Origin of the sequence: Streptomyces sp. NPDC051183 (genome assembly GCF_040682455.1) — a bacterium.
Lineage (GTDB): Bacteria > Actinomycetota > Actinomycetes > Streptomycetales > Streptomycetaceae > Streptomyces.
On record NZ_JBFBBA010000031.1, the window covers coordinates 1 to 17,764 of the forward strand.

Annotated in this window: 18 protein-coding genes; 9 read left to right on the forward strand and 9 right to left on the reverse strand. The window is 72.5% G+C overall.

Annotated elements, in window-relative coordinates:
• Positions 1 to 334 precede the first annotated feature (334 nt).
• Positions 335 to 2,356, forward strand: coding sequence for an NB-ARC domain-containing protein (locus AB0M99_RS25305; RefSeq protein WP_365924142.1), 2,022 nt, complete (start codon positions 335 to 337; stop codon positions 2,354 to 2,356).
• Positions 2,357 to 2,516: 160 nt separating this feature from the next.
• Here the strand turns inward: AB0M99_RS25305 and AB0M99_RS25310 are convergent, their stop codons facing one another.
• Positions 2,517 to 2,702 carry a DUF5999 family protein gene (locus AB0M99_RS25310; RefSeq protein WP_365924144.1) on the reverse strand — a complete coding sequence of 62 codons (186 nt, stop codon included), beginning with the start codon at positions 2,700 to 2,702 and terminating at the stop codon, positions 2,517 to 2,519.
• A gap of 155 nt (positions 2,703 to 2,857) precedes the next feature.
• Between AB0M99_RS25310 and AB0M99_RS25315 the strand changes: the two genes are divergently transcribed.
• Entirely contained in the window at positions 2,858 to 3,298 is a 441-nt protein-coding gene (locus AB0M99_RS25315; protein ID WP_365924146.1) for an SRPBCC family protein, read from the forward strand.
• 62 nt (positions 3,299 to 3,360) lie between these two features.
• Here the strand turns inward: AB0M99_RS25315 and AB0M99_RS25320 are convergent, their stop codons facing one another.
• Entirely contained in the window at positions 3,361 to 4,590 is a 1,230-nt protein-coding gene (locus AB0M99_RS25320) for an acyl-CoA dehydrogenase family protein (RefSeq protein ID WP_365924148.1), read from the reverse strand.
• A gap of 207 nt (positions 4,591 to 4,797) precedes the next feature.
• Here AB0M99_RS25320 and AB0M99_RS25325 point away from each other — a divergent pair, with 207 nt between their 5' ends.
• A complete protein-coding gene (locus AB0M99_RS25325) occupies positions 4,798 to 5,442 on the forward strand; it encodes a TetR family transcriptional regulator (RefSeq protein ID WP_365924150.1) in 645 nt (214 codons plus the stop codon).
• 216 nt (positions 5,443 to 5,658) lie between these two features.
• On the opposite strand, the gene def is transcribed toward AB0M99_RS25325, so the two are convergent.
• A complete protein-coding gene (gene def, locus AB0M99_RS25330; protein ID WP_365924152.1) occupies positions 5,659 to 6,213 on the reverse strand; it encodes a peptide deformylase in 555 nt (184 codons plus the stop codon).
• 123 nt (positions 6,214 to 6,336) lie between these two features.
• On the opposite strand from def, the gene AB0M99_RS25335 reads away from it, so the two are divergent.
• The 6 genes from AB0M99_RS25335 to AB0M99_RS25360 all read left to right on the forward strand — a co-directional run bounded on the left by AB0M99_RS25335 (position 6,337) and on the right by AB0M99_RS25360 (position 11,612).
• Positions 6,337 to 7,575, forward strand: a complete 1,239-nt coding sequence (locus AB0M99_RS25335; protein ID WP_365924154.1) for a MurT ligase domain-containing protein — start codon at positions 6,337 to 6,339, stop codon at positions 7,573 to 7,575.
• A gap of 30 nt (positions 7,576 to 7,605) precedes the next feature.
• Positions 7,606 to 8,334, forward strand: a complete 729-nt coding sequence (locus tag AB0M99_RS25340) for a glutamine amidotransferase (protein WP_365924156.1) — start codon at positions 7,606 to 7,608, stop codon at positions 8,332 to 8,334.
• A gap of 190 nt (positions 8,335 to 8,524) precedes the next feature.
• Positions 8,525 to 9,550, forward strand: a complete 1,026-nt coding sequence (locus AB0M99_RS25345; protein ID WP_365924158.1) for a 6-phosphofructokinase — start codon at positions 8,525 to 8,527, stop codon at positions 9,548 to 9,550.
• Positions 9,551 to 9,659: 109 nt separating this feature from the next.
• Complete coding sequence (locus tag AB0M99_RS25350) at positions 9,660 to 10,619, forward strand: cytochrome c oxidase assembly protein (RefSeq protein ID WP_365924160.1); 960 nt, start codon at positions 9,660 to 9,662, stop codon at positions 10,617 to 10,619.
• Between the two features lie 32 nt (positions 10,620 to 10,651).
• Positions 10,652 to 10,810: a hypothetical protein gene (locus AB0M99_RS25355; RefSeq protein ID WP_365924162.1), complete on the forward strand. Its 159-nt coding sequence runs from the start codon at positions 10,652 to 10,654 to the stop codon at positions 10,808 to 10,810.
• A 91-nt stretch (positions 10,811 to 10,901) separates the two neighbouring features.
• Positions 10,902 to 11,612, forward strand: a complete 711-nt coding sequence (locus tag AB0M99_RS25360) for a lysophospholipid acyltransferase family protein (protein WP_365924164.1) — start codon at positions 10,902 to 10,904, stop codon at positions 11,610 to 11,612.
• 65 nt (positions 11,613 to 11,677) lie between these two features.
• Here AB0M99_RS25360 and AB0M99_RS25365 read toward each other — a convergent pair whose 3' ends face one another.
• The 6 genes from AB0M99_RS25365 to AB0M99_RS25390 all read right to left on the reverse strand — a co-directional run bounded on the left by AB0M99_RS25365 (position 11,678) and on the right by AB0M99_RS25390 (position 17,756).
• Positions 11,678 to 13,348: an alpha/beta hydrolase gene (locus AB0M99_RS25365; protein ID WP_365924166.1), complete on the reverse strand. Its 1,671-nt coding sequence runs from the start codon at positions 13,346 to 13,348 to the stop codon at positions 11,678 to 11,680.
• A gap of 194 nt (positions 13,349 to 13,542) precedes the next feature.
• Positions 13,543 to 14,343 (reverse strand): urease accessory protein UreD, encoded by an 801-nt coding sequence (locus AB0M99_RS25370; protein WP_365924168.1) that lies wholly within the window; start codon positions 14,341 to 14,343, stop codon positions 13,543 to 13,545.
• Entirely contained in the window at positions 14,340 to 15,035 is a 696-nt protein-coding gene (ureG, locus tag AB0M99_RS25375) for an urease accessory protein UreG (protein ID WP_365924170.1), read from the reverse strand. The genes AB0M99_RS25370 and ureG overlap by 4 nt, the downstream gene beginning before the upstream one ends.
• Before the next feature lie 21 nt (positions 15,036 to 15,056).
• Positions 15,057 to 15,731 carry an urease accessory UreF family protein gene (locus AB0M99_RS25380; RefSeq protein WP_365924172.1) on the reverse strand — a complete coding sequence of 225 codons (675 nt, stop codon included), beginning with the start codon at positions 15,729 to 15,731 and terminating at the stop codon, positions 15,057 to 15,059.
• A complete protein-coding gene (locus tag AB0M99_RS25385) occupies positions 15,731 to 17,452 on the reverse strand; it encodes an urease subunit alpha (RefSeq protein WP_365924174.1) in 1,722 nt (573 codons plus the stop codon). Before AB0M99_RS25385 ends, AB0M99_RS25380 begins: the two co-directional genes overlap by 1 nt.
• Positions 17,445 to 17,756 carry an urease subunit beta gene (locus AB0M99_RS25390; protein ID WP_365924176.1) on the reverse strand — a complete coding sequence of 104 codons (312 nt, stop codon included), beginning with the start codon at positions 17,754 to 17,756 and terminating at the stop codon, positions 17,445 to 17,447. Before AB0M99_RS25390 ends, AB0M99_RS25385 begins: the two co-directional genes overlap by 8 nt.
• Between the last annotated feature and the right edge of the window lie 8 nt (positions 17,757 to 17,764).

Here is a 17,764-nt window from a genome sequence, read left to right on the forward strand (position 1 = left end):
GGTGCACCCGAGGGGCCCGCAGCTCCTAATCAGCGGTCGAGTCGTCGTGAGACACCGGGTGGCCAGGTGAGCTGAACCATCAGGGGCAACCGGCTGAAAGCCATACCCGGTGTCTCTGGATCTCTGGACCTTACGACGGCCCGTTCAACCCATGCCAACAACGTAGGACCGGCTGAGCGGCGCTGGAGTCGTGCGTAACTCGTGACCGGGATCAGTCCGAACCGCACTTCCGCCAAGGAAGATCACGCACAATACATCCGTGTTCGGTGAGTACTCGGTCAACAACAATCAGCCAGACCCCGCGGGCGGCGCCCCTGAGCCAGACTCTGGCGCCGTGCCAGGAAACCTGCCGCCGGAATCGGCGAGCTTCGTCGGCCGGGAGCAAGAACTCGGCGTCCTCACGGGCTTATTGCGCGACCACAGGCTCATCACCCTCACCGGCGTCGGCGGTGTCGGCAAGTCACGGCTCGCCCTGCGCGCCGTCGCCGGCTCCCGGCGGGGACACCAGGACGGCGCCTGGTGGGTGGAGCTCTCGCCGCTGCGCGACCCCGAGTTGCTCACCGCCACCGTCGCGCACACCCTGGGCCTGGCCGACCACTCCGCGCGCGCCCTCGACGAGGAACTGTGCGCGTGGATGGCCGACAAGGAGCTGCTCCTCGTCCTGGACACCTGCGAACACCTGGTCTCCGCATGCCGGCACCTCGTGGGTGAACTCCTCCAGTCCGCACCCGGGTTGACGGTACTGGTGACCTCGCGCGAGCCACTGGGCTGCCCAGGCGAAGTGGTCGTCGAGGTCCGTCCACTGCCCTGCGAGGGACCCGACAGCGACGCCCTCGCGCTCTTCCGGGCCCGCGCCCTCGCCGCGACCCCGCAGTCCGCGGCCGCCTTCGACAACCCCGAACGGGCCGCCGTCGCCTCCGAGGTGTGCCGCCGTCTGGACGGCATCCCGCTCGCGCTGGAGCTGGCTGGGGCCCGGATGCGGCTGTGGAGCCTGGAGCAGATGGCGCAGCGGATCGGGGCGCGCTTCGACATGCTGGCCGACACCCGGGCGGTACTGCCGCCCCGGCACCAGACGATGCGCACCGCGATCGGCTGGAGCCACGAGCTGTGCGAGCCTGTCGAACGGCTGCTGTGGGCCCGGCTCTCGGTGTTCACCGGGGACTTCGACGTCGCCGCCGCGCGGGCGGTGTGCTCGGGCGGCCCGCTGCCCGCGTCCCGCGTGGAGCGGGTGCTCACCGGGCTGGTGGCCAAGTCGGTGGTCCTGCGCACCGAGGAGCGCGGCGCCGGGGCCCGCTACCGGCTGCTGGACACGATCCGCGAGTACGGCCACGACTGGCTGGTGGAGCTCGGCGAGGTACGGACCGTCGCCGACCGGCACGCCCACTGGTACGCGGCGCTCTCCCAGGCCGCCGACCGGGGCTGGCTGGGGCCGGGCCAGGTGGACTGGTACCGCAGGATGACCGCCGAACACGCGCAGCTGCGCACCGCCCTGGAGCACCTGCTGCGCTCGGACCCCGCGGCGGCCCTGGAGACCGCCGGGGCCCTGTGGTTCTTCTGGTTCTCGTGCGGGCACGTGCACGAGGGCCGCGCCTTCCTGGAACGGGCCCTGCGGGCGGCCCCGCGCTCGGGGGCTGCGTACACCGGCGCGCTCTGGGCCCTCGGGCTCACGGCGCTGCTCCAGGGCGACCTGGACGCGGCGCGGGAGCTCGGCGAGGAGTGCCGGCGCGAGGCGGCCCGGCTGGCCGACCCCGAGCCGGAACTGCGCGCCGCCTACCTGCACGCGGTGGCCGTGATGATGCCCGGGGACGCCTCCCTGGCCCTCGAACTGGCCGGGCCCCGCGCACGCGCCGACCACGGCGGCCGGCCCAACGGCGCGGGCTGGCTCCTGTGCCGGCTGGCCACGGCGTACGCGCTGTGCGACCTCGGCCGCTTCGAGGAGGCCGCCGAGGAGGCCCGCGGCCTGCGGGAGGCCTGTACGGAACTCGGCGAGCGCTGGCTGCGGGCGTACGCGGACTACGTCCTGGCCGTCTCCGCGCTGGGCCTCGGCCACCACGGGGAGGCGGCCCGGCACGTACGGGCCATGCTGTCGGGCAAGCGGCTGCTGGGCGACCGCTTCGGCATCGCGCTCGGCCTGGACCTGCTGGCGGCGGCGGTGGCGGCGCTGGGCGACGGCGAGCTGGCGGCGCGCCTGCTGGGCACGGGACACGCCTGGTGGCGCACGGTGGGCCGGCCGCAGATGGGCTCTCCGTCGCTGACGGCCCTGCGGGACCAGGGCGAGCGCCAGGCCCGGGCGGCGATCGGCGACGAGGCCTACGAGGCCGCGTTCCGGGGCGGCGCGGCGGCGTCCACCGGCTGAGCACCAACCGGTGGACGACCTACGGGTACGTACTGGACTGCTCGTGGGCTCCCGTCAGTACGGGAGGGGTCTTCCCGACGGTGTGCGCAGGTCCAGGTCTCGGGGTGCGGGCTTGGGGACGGGCTTGCGGATCAGCTGCTGGCGCATGCTGCCTCCTCGCTCAGACCAGGGCCGGGCGGCGGGGTTCCACCGTGCGGCCGTCGGGGAGCAGTTCACCGGTGTCGTCGAAGACCACGGCGCCGTTGCACAGCAGGCTCCAGCCCTGTTCGGGGTGGAAGGCGACGGTGCGGGCGGCGTCGTGATCGGCGCTTTCGGCGCTAGGGCAGGGGGGCTGGTGGGAGCACATGGCGCACCTCCTCGCAGAGTGGGGCGGGAGGGCCGGTGGTCACCCGGTCGAATCCGCGATCCACGGTGGCGGTGAGTATTGCTGATCGCCACCCCTGGACGGAACCCATATTCGCGGTCCAGTTCAGGGTGTGTATGCCCGATTACCATGCGCTCATGCCCGCTATCCGGATCGTTCACCGAACGCCCCTCTCCCCGTCGCGGGCATGGCACCGGCTGACGGCCTGGGAACGCCACGGGGCGCAGGTACCGCTGACCCGGACGATCATCGAAACGGCAGGGCCCACGCGCGTCGGAACGCGCTTCACGGCGCGGACGGGCGTGGGCAGCATCACGTTCGACGACCCGATGGAAGTGGCCGTCTGGCAGCCCCCGGAGGGGGCCTCACCAGGGCTGGTGCGTCTGGTCAAACAAGGCCGCGCGGTGACCGGCTGGGCGGAGATCGAGGTACGCCCCGGGCCGGCCGGGGGCAGCGAGGTCCACTGGCGCGAGGAGATCCGTCTACGGGGCCTGCCCCGCGCCCTGGACCCCGTGGTCGCGGCGGTGGGGAGGCGGCTGTTCGGCCGGGCGGTCGACCGCCTGCTGAGCGGGGCCTGAGCCCGACCCGACCGGGGCCCGGCCCGGTCCCGAGGAGGGCCGGGGCCGGGCGGGCCTCGCGGCTAGCGGATCGGCATCTCCGAGATCGTGCGGGCGATCACCAGGCGCTGGATCTCGCTCGTCCCCTCGAAGATCGTGTAGATCGCGCTGTCGCGGTGCATGCGCTCCACCGGGTACTCGCGGGTGAAGCCGTTGCCACCGAGGATCTGGACCGCCTGGGCGGTCACCTTCTTGGCCACCTCGCTCGCGAAGAGCTTCGACATCGAGCCCTCCGCCGAGGTGAAGGGCCGGCCGGCCACTGCCATCCAGGAGGCCCGCCAGACCAGCAGCCGGGCCGCGTCGATCGAGGTGCGCATGTCGGCGAGCTGGAAGGCGACGCCCTGGTTGTCGATGATCGGGCGGCCGAACTGGGTGCGGGTCTTGGCGTAGTCGAGGGCGACCTCGTAGGCGGCGCGGGCGGTGCCGACGGCCATGGCGCCGACCGCCGGGCGGGAGGCCTCGAAGGTGGCCATGGCGGCGTTCTTGACGCGCTCTCCGCCGCCGCTGCGCGCCCGCTCGTGGGCCCTGGCGAGGCGCTCGTCCAGCTTCTCCTTGCCGCCGAGCAGGCAGGACCCGGGCACCCGTACGTCCTCCAGCACCACCTCGGCGGTGTGCGAGGCGCGGATGCCGTGCTTCTTGAACTTCTGCCCCTGGGAGAGGCCCGGGGTGTTCGGCGGCACGATGAAGGAGGCGTGGCCCTTGGTGCCGAGCTCCGGGTCGACGACGGCGACGACGATGTGGACGTTGGCGATGCCGCCGTTCGTCGCCCAGGTCTTGGTGCCGTTGAGCACCCACTCGTCCTTGGCCTGGTCGTAGACGGCGCGGGTGCGCATCGAGCCGACGTCGGAGCCGGCGTCGGGCTCGGAGGAGCAGAAGGCGGCGACCTTCACGTCGTCGGGGGTCCCGTACATCTGCGGGATCCAGGTGCCGATCTGCTCCTCGGTGCCGTTGGCGACGACCCCGATGGCGGCCAGGCCGGTGCCGACGATGGACAGGGCGATGCCCGCGTCGCCCCAGAAGAGCTCCTCCATCGCCATCGGGATCCCGAGGCCGGTGGGGTCGAAGAACTGCTGGGCGTAGAAGTCGAGCGAGTAGATGCCGACCTTCGCGGCCTCCTGGATGACGGGCCACGGAGTCTCTTCGCGCTCGTCCCATTCCGCAGCGGCGGGCCGGATGACATCGGCGGCGAAGCCGTGGATCCAGTCCCGTACCTGCTTCTGGTCGTCGTTGAGCTCCATGGTGAACTCCGCCATGTCCCCTCCAGGTGTCTCTTGCTTGTCTCACGAGCGGTTACTAGCGGTAACCCGAGCGATCGGCACAGTCTGTTACCGGCGAGTAGGCACTGTCAAGCGCGGCCGGGAGCAGGCGGCGGGCGGCCGCCGATTCGATCTCGAGGGTGTGCGGGGTGTTACGTTGCGTGGGCGTCACGCACATCGCAAGGGCGGGGAGAGAAACACGTCATGGAGACCACTCAGCAGGCCGGCGAGCCAGGAGCGGCGGAGCGCCGGCGGCGGGAGCTGCTCGAAGCGGCCGACCGGGTCGTCCTCAGGGACGGCCCCAAGGCGTCCATGAACGCCATCGCGGCGGAGGCCGGCATCACGAAGCCGATCCTCTACCGGCACTTCGGCGACAAGGCGGGCCTCTACCAGGCGCTCGCCGTCCGGCACACGGACGCGCTGCTCGACTCCCTGCGCGCCGCCCTCGACGCGCCGGCCGAGCGGCGCCGCCGGGTCGAGGCCACCCTCGACACGTACCTGGTCGCCATCGAGGCCCGCCCGCAGGTCTACCGCTTCCTCATGCACCCGGCCGAGGACTCGCACACCGCGGAGCGCGGCTTCGACGTCGGCCTGCATTCGGCCCCGTTGCTGCGCCGGCTCGGCGAGGAACTGGCCAAGGTGATCGGCGAGCGCGTGGACCTCGGCCCGGGCGGCGAGCGGCTCGCCCGCATCTGGGGCCACGGCATCGTCGGCATGATGCACGCGGCCGGCGACTGGTGGCTCGGCGAGCGCCCGTGCGAGCGGGCGGAGCTCGTCACCGGCCTGACCGACCTCCTCTGGGGCCGCCTGGGCACCGCCGGCAACCGCGCGGACGGCCCGGGCTTCTAGCCCACCCGGGCCCGGGCCGGCCGGGCAGACCCACCCCGGCCCGGCCCCGCCGGGCGAATCCAGCGCGGCCTCGCCGGGACGCACTCCGGCCCCGCCGGGACGGACTCCGGCCCCGCCGGGGCGAATCCTGCCCCGCCGGGCAAATCCAGCCCCGCCGGCGTTTGAGGCGCGGGTCCGGGCGGAGCCCGGTGCCCGGCGGAGCCGGGTTCCCCCGACCTAGCCGCGCAGCGAACCGGCGTTCCAGGGAGCCTTGCGGATCTCGCGGCGCAGCCTGCGGGCCCGGAAGCCCGTGACCCGGTCCGCGTAGACCGTGCCGTCGAGGTGGTCGCACTCGTGCTGGAGGCACCGGGCGAAGAACCCGGTGCCGGAGATCCGCACGGGGGCGCCGTCCGAGGTGACCCCCTCCACCACCGCGTGGTCGAAGCGGACCGTGCCCGCCTCCAGCCCCGGCAGGGACAGGCAGCCCTCGGGCCCTCGGAACTCGTCCCCGTCGGCCGCCACCAGGCGCGGGTTGACCACGTGCCCGACGTGGCGGACGTCCTCGTCGTCGGGGCAGTCGTAGACGAACACCCGCTGCCCGACGCCGATCTGGTTCGCGGCGAGGCCGACGCCCTCGGCGGCGTACATCGTGGCGAACATGTCCTCGATGAGCCGGTCCAGGGCGGGGCCGAACTCGGTGACCTCCGCGCAGGCCGAGTGGAGCACCGGGTCACCGAGCAGGCTCATGGTGCGGACGATGCCGGTGGTACCGGGGATGGGGCGCTGTCGCATGGCCGTAAGGGTACGACGGGCGACTATATGAGGAGATCTTCGGCGGCTCGGGGGCGCCGCGGTCAGGGCCCGGGCCGGTACTGGATAGGCTGGGGGCGACCGACGCAAGGAGGACAAGGGACGATGGCAGGCAACACAGAGCCGCTTTCGCCGCGGGCCAAGCTGGCCGTGACGGCGGGCAAGGCCGCGGCGGCGGTGTCGCGGGCCGCGGGACGCGGAAGCGGATCGGTGATCGGCGGCAAGGTCGCACTCAAACTCGACCCCGATCTTCTCGGCGCGCTGGCGCAGCATCTCGACGTCGTCCTCGTCTCGGCGACGAACGGCAAGACCACGACGACCCGGCTGATCGCGGAGGCCCTGCGGGCCAGCGGTCCCGTCGTCTCCAACGCCCTCGGCGCGAACATGCCGGCCGGCATCACCTCCGCCCTCGCGGGCGGCTCCGACGCCAAGTACGGCGTCATCGAGGTGGACGAGAAGTACCTGGCCGGAGTGGCCCGGGACGTCACCCCCAAGGTGATCGCCCTGCTGAACCTCTCCCGCGACCAGCTGGACCGCGCCGCCGAGACCCGCATGCTCGCGGAGAAGTGGCGCGAGGGCCTCTCGGGCTCCAAAGCGGTCATCGTCGCGAACTGCGACGACCCGCTGATCGTGTGGTCCGCCTCGTCCTCGCAGAACGTGGTGTGGGTCGCGGCCGGCCAGGAGTGGAAGGACGACGCCTGGTCGTGCCCCTCCTGCGGTGGCGTCATGCAGCGCCCGGGCGACGACTGGTTCTGCGGCGAGTGCGGCTTCCGCCGCCCCGTCCCGAGCTGGGTGCTCTCGGGCGACCACGTGCTCGACCCGCACGGCAGTGCCTGGCCGATCCACCTCCAGCTGCCCGGCCGCGCCAACAAGGCGAACGCCGCCACCTCGGCCGCCGTGGCCGCGGTCTTCGGCGTCCCGCCGCAGGTCGCGCTGGAGCGCATGTACCAGGTGCAGGCCGTCGCCGGCCGCTACGACGTGGTCGGCTTCCAGGGCCGTGAGCTGCGGCTGCTGCTCGCGAAGAACCCGGCGGGCTGGCTCGAAACGTTTTCGCTGATCGACCCGCCGCCGACCCCGGTGATCCTCTCGGTGAACGCGCGCGGCGCCGACGGCACCGACACCTCCTGGCTGTGGGACGTGGACTACACGCGCCTCGCGGGCCACCCGATCTTCGTCATCGGCGACCGCAAGCTGGACCTCGCGGTCCGCCTGGAGGTCGCGGGCCTGGACTTCCGGGTGTGCGAGACCCTCGACGAGGCCGTGCAGCTGGCGCCGCCCGGACAGATCGAGCTGATCGCCAACTACACCGCCTTCCAGGACGTGCGCCGCCGCGTCGGCAACTAGCGCCCCTTCAGAACCGCAGAGGACACGAGCATGAGCGACAACAGCCTGCGTCTGGTGTGGGTCTACCCCGACCTGCTGAGCACGTACGGAGACCAGGGCAACGCCCTCGTCGTGGAACGCCGGGCGCGCCGGCGCGGCCTGGACGTGGAGCGCGCGGACGTGCGCAGCGACCAGCCGATCCCGACCTCGGGCGACATCTACCTGATCGGCGGCGGCGAGGACCGGCCGCAGCGCCTGGCCGCGGAGCGGCTGCTGCGCGACGGCGGTCTGGAGCGGGCCGTCTCGAACGGGGCGATCGTCTTCTCCGTCTGCGCCGGCTACCAGATCCTCGGCCGGGAGTTCGTCAACGACATGGGCGAGCGCCAGGAAGGCCTCGGCCTGCTGGACGTGGTGACCGTGCGCGGTGAGGGCGAGCGGTGCGTCGGCGACGTCCTCGCCGACATCGACCCCCAGCTCGGCCTGCCGCAGCTGACGGGCTTCGAGAACCACCAGGGCGTCACGCACCTCGGCCCGACGGCGAAGCCGTTCGCCCGGACCCGCCTGGGCCGCGGCAACGGCACGGGCGACGGCACCGAAGGCGCGTACAACGACACGGTGTTCGGCACCTACATGCACGGCCCCGTGATGGCCCGCAACCCGCAGATCGCGGACCTGCTGCTCAAGCTGGCCCTCGACGTGAACGCGCTTCCGCCCATCGACGACCGCTGGTACGAGGCGCTGCGCGCCGAGCGCATCGCGGCGGCCACGCAGCCCGCGTAACCCGCAGGCCGCACCCCGTACGGCCCGGATTCCCCTCGGGGGGCCGGGCCGACGTGCGTTCGCACAGATGATCTGACCAGCATGTGGAGGATGGTTCAGTCCACCGCCGGTCCACTTGTAGGGTGCAGGGTAGTTCCAACCGGACGACGTGGTCCGGTCGTCGGCCCACGTTGCAAAGGTCATTCCTGCCATGCGCATTGGTGTGCTCACTTCCGGAGGCGACTGCCCCGGCCTCAACGCCGTCATACGCTCCGTCGTGCACCGCGCCGTCGTCGACCACGGGGACGAGGTCATCGGCTTCGTCGACGGCTGGCGCGGCCTGCTGGAGTGCGACTACCGCAAGCTCGACCTGGACGCCGTGAGCGGCATCCTGGCCCGCGGCGGCACGATCCTGGGATCCTCCCGGGTCCAGCCCGCGCACCTGCGCGACGGGGTGGAGCGGGCCCGCGGCCACGTCGCCGACCTCGGCCTGGACGCCATCATCCCGATCGGCGGCGAGGGCACCCTGAAGGCCGCCCACCTGCTCTCGCAGGCCGGTCTGCCCATCGTCGGCGTCCCCAAGACCATCGACAACGACATCGCCTCGACCGACGTCACCTTCGGCTTCGACACCGCCGTCGGCGTGGCCACCGAGGCCCTGGACCGGCTGAAGACCACCGCCGAGTCCCACCAGCGCGTGATGGTCGTCGAGGTCATGGGCCGCCACACCGGCTGGATCGCGCTGCACTCGGGCATGGCCGCCGGCGCGCACGCGATCGTCGTCCCGGAGCGCCCCTTCGACATCGAGGAGCTGACGGCGATCGTCGGCGAGCGCTTCTCGGCGGGCAAGCGGTTCGCGATCGTCGTCGTCGCGGAGGGCGCCAAGCCCGCCGAGGGCTCGATGGAGTTGGAGCAGGGCGGCACCGACATGTACGGCCACGAGCGGTTCGCCGGCATCGGCAACCGGCTCGCCGTCGAGCTGGAGCACCGGCTCGGCAAGGAGGCCCGGCCGGTGATCCTGGGCCACGTCCAGCGCGGCGGCACGCCCACCGCGTACGACCGGGTCCTCGCCACGCGCTTCGGCTGGCACGCGGTGGAGGCCGCCCACCGCGGCGAGTTCGGGATGCTGACCGCGCTGCGCGGCACCGACATCGTGATGGTGCCGCTCGCCGAGGCGACCGCGACCCTCAAGACGGTGCCGGCCGAGCGGTACTCCGAGGCGCAGAACGTCCTGTGACATAGCGGCCGCGTGATATTTCCCCCCTTCTGACACCGCCCCCGGACGAATCGCCGTCCGGGGGCGGCATTACTGTGGTGGGGCACCACAGGTCAAGGGAGTGGAAGAGATGAGTTACCTCGCGCACGCGGGCATGGACATGGACATGGACCTGCCGCCTTTCACGCTCGGGCGCGGGCTGGAGTTCTCCTTCGACGCCTTCTTCCTGATCGGCTCCCTGGTGGGCCTCGGCCTGTACGCATGGGGCGTGGTGCGGCTGCGCCGGCGCGGGGACTCCTGGGCGCCGGGCCGGACCGTCGCCTTCACGGCCGGTGTGCTGAGCGTGGCCCTGGTGATGTGCACCAAGCTGAACGACTACGGCATGGTCATGTTCAGCGTGCACATGGTCCAGCACATGGTCATCAGCATGCTCTCCCCGATCCTGCTGCTGCTCGGCGCGCCCGTGACGCTGGCGCTGCGCGCGATCCCGCCCGCCGCGAGGGGGGTCAAGGGGCCGCGCGAGCTGCTGCTGATGCTGCTGCACAGCCGCTACATGAAGGTGATCACCCACCCGGTGTTCACCATCCCGCTGTTCATCGCGAGCCTCTACGGCCTGTACTTCACGCCGATCTTCGACTTCCTGATGGAGTCCAAGACCGGGCACATCGCGATGATGGTCCACTTCCTCGCCGTCGGCCTGGTCTTCTTCTGGCCGATCATGGGCGTCGACCCGGGCCCGCACCGCCCCGGCTACGTGATGCGGATGCTGGAGCTGTTCGCGGGGATGCCCTTCCACGCCTTCTTCGGCATCGCGCTGATGATGGCGAGCGAGCCGATGGTCAAGACGTACGCGACTCCCCCGGCCTCCCTCGGCATCGATCCGCTGCTCGACCAGCAGTGGGGCGGCGGCATCGCCTGGGCCTTCAGCGAGGTCCCCTCGGTGCTGGTGCTGATCGCGCTGGTCTACCAGTGGTACCACTCGGAACAGCGGGCGGCGAAGCGCTCCGACCGGGCCGCGGACCGCGACGGTGACCAGGAGCTGGAGGCGTACAACGCCTATCTCGCCACACTCCAAGCGCGTGGCCAGTAGCGCGGGACCGCCTCCGCGCGCCACCATGGGGCATGACCGGATCCGTTAAGGCGATGGCCGTGATGACCTTCGCCGCCCTGGTGGCCGTCGCCGGCTACTCCGTGGCCCTCGGCAGCAACGGCTGGCTGTGGTTCGGCTGGGTGGTGCTGGGGCTGCTGACCGCGGGGATGGCCGCCTCGCGCAGCAGCTGAGCCCGGACGCCACCGCCCCCTGCTTCCCCCGCCTGACCGTCCGTAAGATGTCGGTGACGGTGACAACGGGGACATCGACAGGAGCGGCCTGGTGTTCTACCACTTGCTCAAGCACGTGTTGCTCGGTCCGCTGCTGCGGCTGCTGTTCCGACCCCGGATCGAGGGCCTGGAACACATCCCGCCGGAGGGGGCCGCGATCGTCGCGGGCAATCACCTGTCGTTCTCCGACCACTTCCTGATGCCCGCGATCCTCAAGCGGCGGATCACCTTCCTCGCCAAGGCCGAGTACTTCACGGGCCCCGGGCTCAAGGGCCGGCTCACCGCGGCCTTCTTCCGCAGCGCCGGGCAGATCCCGGTGGACCGCTCCGGCAAGGACGCCGGCCAGGCAGCGCTGCGCGAGGGGCTGGGCGTACTGTCCGGGGGCGATCTGCTGGGGATCTACCCCGAGGGCACCCGCTCGCACGACGGGCGGCTCTACAAGGGCAAGGTGGGCGTCGCCGCGATGGCGCTCGGGGCCGGGGTGCCGGTCGTGCCGTGCGCGATGGTCGGCACTTTCGAGATCCAGCCGCCCGGGCAGAAGATCCCGAACATCCGGCGCGTGACGATCCGCTTCGGCCGGCCGCTGGACTTCTCCCGGTACGCGGGAATGGAGGGCGAGCGGGCCGTGCTGCGGGCCGTCACCGACGAGATCATGTACGAGATCCTGGAGCTCTCCGGCCAGGAGTACGTCGACCGGTACGCCGCCGAGGTCAAGGCCGAGGAGGAGCAGGCGCGGAAGAAGGCCCGGCGCAGGACGCGCTGAGCCTTCTCCCGCGCAGGTGCCGCGGGTGGTGCGGTGGTGCCGGTACTACCGGGTACTGCCCAGTGCTAGCGGACCGCGGGAAGGTCCGCGAGCGCCGGCAGGTCGGAGGCCGGAGCCTCGGCGAGCGACTTCGCGGCGGCCGGGGCCGGGGCGACCGGGGTGGCGTGCGGAGCGCACTTCACGTCCTTGGCGTCCACCTTGCCGGTGAGCAGGTAGGTGTCCACCCGCGTGTTGATGCAGGGGTTCACCAGGCTGGTGACACCGTGCGAGCCGGCGTTCTGCTCGGTGATCAGACGCGAGCCGCCGAGCTTGCGGTGCAGCGAGACCCCGCCGACGTACGGCGTGGCCGCGTCACGCTCGGACTGGACGATCAGGACCGGCGGCAGACCCTGACGGGGGCCGGCGCCGACCTCGATCGGGGTGCTCTGCTTGGACTTCCAGGTCGCGCAGGGCAGGTTCATCCAGGCGTTGGACCAGGTCAGGAACGGGTACTTCTCGTGCAGCTTGGAGTTGTCCCGGTTCCACTTGGCCCAGCTGGTGGGCCACTTGGCGTCGGCGCACTCGACCGCGGTGTAGACGGCGTTGCCGTTCTCCGCCGAGGCGTTGCCCTTGGTGTCGGACATGTCCGGGGCGATGGCGTCGATCAGGGCCTGCTCGTCACCGGCCAGGTACGCGCTCCAGGTCTGGGCGACGGGCACCCAGGAGGAGTCGTAGTACGGGGCGCCCTGGAAGAAGCCGATCAGCTCGGCCGGGCCGACCACGCCGCCGAGCGGGTTGGCCTTGGCCTTGGCGCGCAGCTCCTGCCACTTGGCCTCGACCTTGGCGCGGGTGTCGCCGATGTGGAAGACGGAGTCGTTCTTGGCGACCCAGTCCTGCCAGTCGTTCCAGCGCATCTGGAAGGCCACGTCCTGGCCGAGGTTGGCCTCGTACCAGATGTTGTCCTGGTCCGGGTCGACCACGCTGTCGACGATCATGCGGCGCACGTGGGTCGGGAACAGGGTCGCGTAGACCCCGCCGATGTAGGTGCCGTAGGAGACGCCGAGGAAGTTCAGCTTCTGCTCGCCGAGGGCGGCACGGATGACGTCCAGGTCACGCGCGGTGTTCGGCGTGGTCATGTGCGTCAGCATCTCGCCGCTGCGCTCCTGGCAGCCGTCCGCGTACTCGGCGGCGAGCTTGCGCTGGGCGTTCTTGTCGGCCTCACTGTCGGGGACCGGGTCGGCCTTGGGGGCCTTGACGAACTCCTGCGGGTCGATGCAGGAGATCGGCGCGGAGTGGCCGACGCCGCGGGGGTCGAAGCCCACGAAGTCGTACGCCTTGGAGGCGTTCACCCACAGCGGGGCCTTGGTGGTGACGCGGCGCGGGAAGCGCATGCCGGAGCCGCCGGGGCCGCCGGGGTTGTAGATGAGCGCGCCCTGGCGCTCCTCCTTGGTACCGGTGCTGGCGATCCGGTCGACGGCGAGCTCGATGGTCTTGCCGAACGGCTTCTTGTAGTCGAGCGGGACCTTCACCCAGCCGCACTGGATGGGCTTCTCGAAGCCCCAGTCGGCGGGACAGTCCTTCCAGTCGATCCCGGCGCGGGCCGCGCGGGCGGCGGCGATCTGCGTGCCGATCGCCTCGGCGGCCCCGTTGTCACGGCCGGCCGAGGCCGCCGTCGCGGACGGGGCGAGCAGCAGGCTCGCCGCCAGCGTGCCGGTGATCAAAGTGGCGGCGCTCCCCAGCGCCGCGTTGCGTATCACGTGGTTGTTCCCCCTGCGTCATGTGCCGCCGTGGGCGGCCTGGTTCGTTCGGGTCGGTCGTCGGCGTTGCAGGGGGATCCTTTCGCCTGACGTGTCTCCGGCAACAGAGCACGGTCGTGTTCTTTGCCAACCCGATAACCGGAAAGGTGTGTACCGCTGAGCGGTGTCCGGTACGTCCGGGGTTCCCCTCCGCGTCACCAACCGTAGGTGAGGCAGGCGGCGTCGAGCAGTTCGCGCAGCCGCAGGGCGTCAGGCGCCATGGCCGTCACCAGGACCGCCGGACCGGCCAGCGGGGTGGCCGCGGCGAACTCGCCGAGCACCGCGGCGGCGGGCGGTGCCTGCTCGAAGTCCGGATCGACGATCAGCAGTTGGCCGAGCGCGCGGTGTCCCGCGAGCCCCGCGGGGCCGTCCCAGCCACCGGGCGCGCCGGGGCCGCAGGCCAGCTCCTGGTCCAGGAGCGGGCGCCCGCCGCGGGTCACGGTGAGCCGGCTGCGCAGCAGGCCCGGGGCCTCACGGGTGCGGCCCAGCACCTGCTCCTCGCGCAGCAGCAGCCGGGCGGTGGGGGCGAGTTCCGCCCGGGTGCGCACCCGCAGCCGGCTGCCGCGGACCGAGACGAGCGGCTCCGGCAGCCACCGCACCCGCGCCTCCTCGGCCACCGTCAGCCGTACGTCGTACCGCGCGGGCTCGCCGCCCCGGCCGGGCAGGGCGAGGGTGGCCGCCGCCGAGCGCAGGAGCAGCCGGGCGCCCGGACCCGCCTCGGCCTCGACCCCGAGGCGGTCACCGCCGAGGGGAGCGCTCATGGCGCCGACCAGCATGACGCCCGCTTCCGCCGCGGTTTCCTCGCCGCGGGTGCGGCGCAGGGCGAGCGGCCCCTCCCCCGCCAGCAGCGTCAGCGCGGTGCCGCCGCGCCCGTCGGCGGCTGCGCGGATGCGGGCGGTGGCCCGCAGTCCCGCCGGGGCGGGTGCCGTGAGGTCGGCGGCCGGCGCGCCGGTCACCGTACGGCCCAGGCGGCCATCCGCTCGCGCACCCAGTCGGCCACCCCGGTCACGCCCTCGGGGCCGCGCAGGGACTGGAAGGCGACCGGCAGTCCACCGCGCTGTTCGGCGGCGTCGCGGGCCATCCGGTCCAGGTCGGAGCCGACGTGGGGGGCCAGGTCGGTCTTGTTCACGACGAGCAGGTCGGCGGTGGTGACGCCGGGGCCGCCCTTGCGCGGGATGTCGTCCCCGCCGGCCACGTCGATGACGAAGATCTGGGCATCGACCAGGCCCCGGGAGAAGGTGGCGGTGAGGTTGTCGCCGCCGGACTCGACGAGGATCAGGTCGAGCGGTCCGCTCTCCAGGAAGGCCTCCTCCAGCTCCTCCACGGCCTCCAGGTTGGCGGAGATGTCGTCGCGGATCGCGGTGTGCGGGCAGGCCCCGGTCTCCACGGCGGCGATCCGCTCGGGCGGCAGGACCGCCTCGCGGAGCAGGAACTCGGCGTCCTCCCGCGTGTAGATGTCGTTGGTGACGACGGCCATGGACAGTTCGGTGCGCAGGGCCCGGCACAGGGCGGCGACGGTGGCCGTCTTGCCGGAGCCGACCGGCCCGCCGAGTCCGATGCGCAGGGCGCGGCGCGTGCCGTCGGGGCGGACCGGCTCGGCACTGTGGGTGTGCCGGTGGGGGTGGACCACGGCGTGGTCGAGGTGCATGTGAACTCCTTGGGTGGTGGTTCAGGAAGCGAAGAGGCGTACCGGCCAGTCGGCATGGATCTGCGCCGCCACGTCCAGCAGCGGCGACGAGGCCGCGGGCAGCGCCTCCAGGCCGTCTGTGCGGGCGCGCAGGGCGGCGGCCGCCGCCTGCTCGGCTACGGCGTCCAGGTCGGGGGCGAGCCGAGCCAGGACCCCGCTCGCCTCGAAGGGGTCCAGGCCCAGGAGCCGTACGGTGGCCGTCGCCGGGCCGCTGACGCTCTCGTACGCCGCCACCTGCGCGGCGGCATGCGGCCCGAGCCCGGCCGCCCGGGCGGTGACCCCGAGCACGACGGGCTGGTGCGCCCCGCGCGGGAACGCGACGGCCAGCGCGTCGAGTTCGGCGGCGGGCCAGGTGGCCCGGGCCGCGCGGAGCAGCTGGCGGCCCAGGCGCCGCGCGGCGGTGCGCAGCGCGGGCACGGGGGTGCGGGCCTCGGCGGCGGCGTCGAGATCGGCCGGGTCGAGCCCCAGGGCGGCGGCCGCGGCGAGCCCGGCGGCGACGAGGCCGGCGGTGTGCAGCCGGCCCCGGCAGAACTCCTCCAGGGTGGCCGCGTCGTGGATGCGGCCCGCCTTGCAGGCGGCCTCGGCCCCGCCGGAGTGGGCGTGGCCCCCGGCGGGGAAGCGTCCGTCGGCGAGGACGAGGAGTGCGGCGAGGCTCATCAGAAGAGGAAGTATCTCTGTGCCATGGGCAGTTCGGCGGCGGGCGCCGGTTCCACGACGTCGCCGTCGATGGTGACGGTGAAGGTGTCGGCGTCGACCTCGACCCTCGGCATGGCGTCGTTGTTGCGCATGTCGGCCTTGCTCACCTTGCGGGTGCTCTCGATGGCGACGAACGGCTTGCCGAGGCCGAGCCGTTCGGGCAGTCCGTCGTCGAGCGCGGCCTGCGCGGTGAAGTTGAGCGAGTTCAGCGCGGGGGCCCGGCCGTGGGCGCCGAACATCGGGCGGGGCAGCACGGGCTGCGGGGTGGGGATGGAGGCGTTGGCGTCGCCCATCTGCGCGTGGGCGATCTGGCCGCCCTTGATGACGAGCGCGGGCTTGACCCCGAAGAAGGCGGGGGCCCACAGCACCAGGTCGGCGAGTTTGCCGGTCTCCACGGAGCCGATCTCGCGGGCGAGTCCCTGGGCCACGGCGGGGTTGATCGTGTACTTGGCGACGTAGCGGCGGGCCCGGTGGTTGTCGGCGGGTCCGTCGCCGGGGAGGAAGCCGCGCCGCTTCTTCATCACGTGGGCGGTCTGCCAGGTGCGCAGCACGACCTCGCCGACGCGGCCCATGGCCTGGGAGTCGGAGGAGATGATGGAGATGGCCCCCAGGTCGTGCAGGACGTCCTCGGCAGCGATGGTGGAGGGCCTGATCCGGGACTCGGCGAAGGCGAGGTCCTCGGGGACGGACGGGTTGAGGTGGTGGCAGACCATCAGCATGTCGAGGTGTTCCTCGACGGTGTTGACGGTGTGCGGCCGGGTCGGGTTGGTGGAGCTGGGCAGGACGTTCGGCTCGGAGACCACGGTGATGATGTCGGGTGCGTGGCCGCCGCCCGCTCCCTCGGTGTGGTACGAGTGGATCGTCCGGCCGGCGATGGCGGCGAGGGTGTCGGCGACGAATCCCGCCTCGTTGAGGGTGTCGGTGTGGATGGCTGCCTGGGCGCCGGTCTCGTCGCAGACGGTCAGGCAGGCGTCGATGACGGCGGGGGTCGAGCCCCAGTCCTCGTGGAGCTTGAAGCCGAGGGCGCCGCCGCGCAGTTGGGAGTACATGCCCTCGCGGGACATGGTGTTGCCCTTGCCGAGCAGGCCGATGTTGACGGGGTACGCCTCCAGCGCGGCGAACATCCGGGCCAGGTGCCAGGGCCCGGGGGTGACGGTGGTGGCCTTGGTGCCCTCGGCGGGTCCGGTGCCGCCGCCGACGAGGGTGGTGATCCCGGAGGCCAGGGCCTCGTCGATGATCGTCGGGGAGATGAAGTGCACGTGGGCGTCGATGGCTCCGGCGGTGAGGATCTTCCCGTTGCCCGCGATGATCTCCGTCTCGGGGCCGATGACGAGCGCGGGGTCCACGCCGTCCATGGTGTCGGGGTTGCCGGCCTTGCCGATGCCGCTGATCCGCCCGTCGCGGATGCCCAGGTCGGCCTTGACGACGCCCCAGTGGTCGAGGATGACGACCCCGGTGATGACGGTGTCGGGGGCGCCCTCGGCGCGGGTGGTGCGGGCCTGCCCCATCGACTCGCGGATGACCTTGCCGCCGCCGAAGACGGCCTCGTCGCCGGCCCGGCCGGGGCCGCCGCTGAGATCCCGTTCGATTTCCACGAAGAGGTCGGTGTCGGCGAGCCGGATCCGATCGCCCGCCGTCGGCCCGAAGAGGTCGGCGTAGACCTGGCGCGAGATCTCAGCCATCGAGGGGCCCTCCGGTCTCGCCGCGCAGCCCCGGTACGGTGCGCAGGCCGCCCAGCGGAACGAGTTCCACGGCGACCGGGATGCCCGGCTCGAAGCGGACCGCGGTGCCGGCCGCGACGTTGAGCCGCAGTCCCCGGGCGGCGGGCCTGTCGAATTCGAGGCCGGGGTTGGCCTCGGCGAAGTGGTAGTGGGAGCCGACCTGGACGGGACGATCGGCGGCGTTGAGCACGGTGAGGCGGGTGACGGGGCGGCCCTCGTTGAGGCGCACCGGGCCGCCCCCGTAGGCGATTTCGCCGGGGATCATGCGAGGAC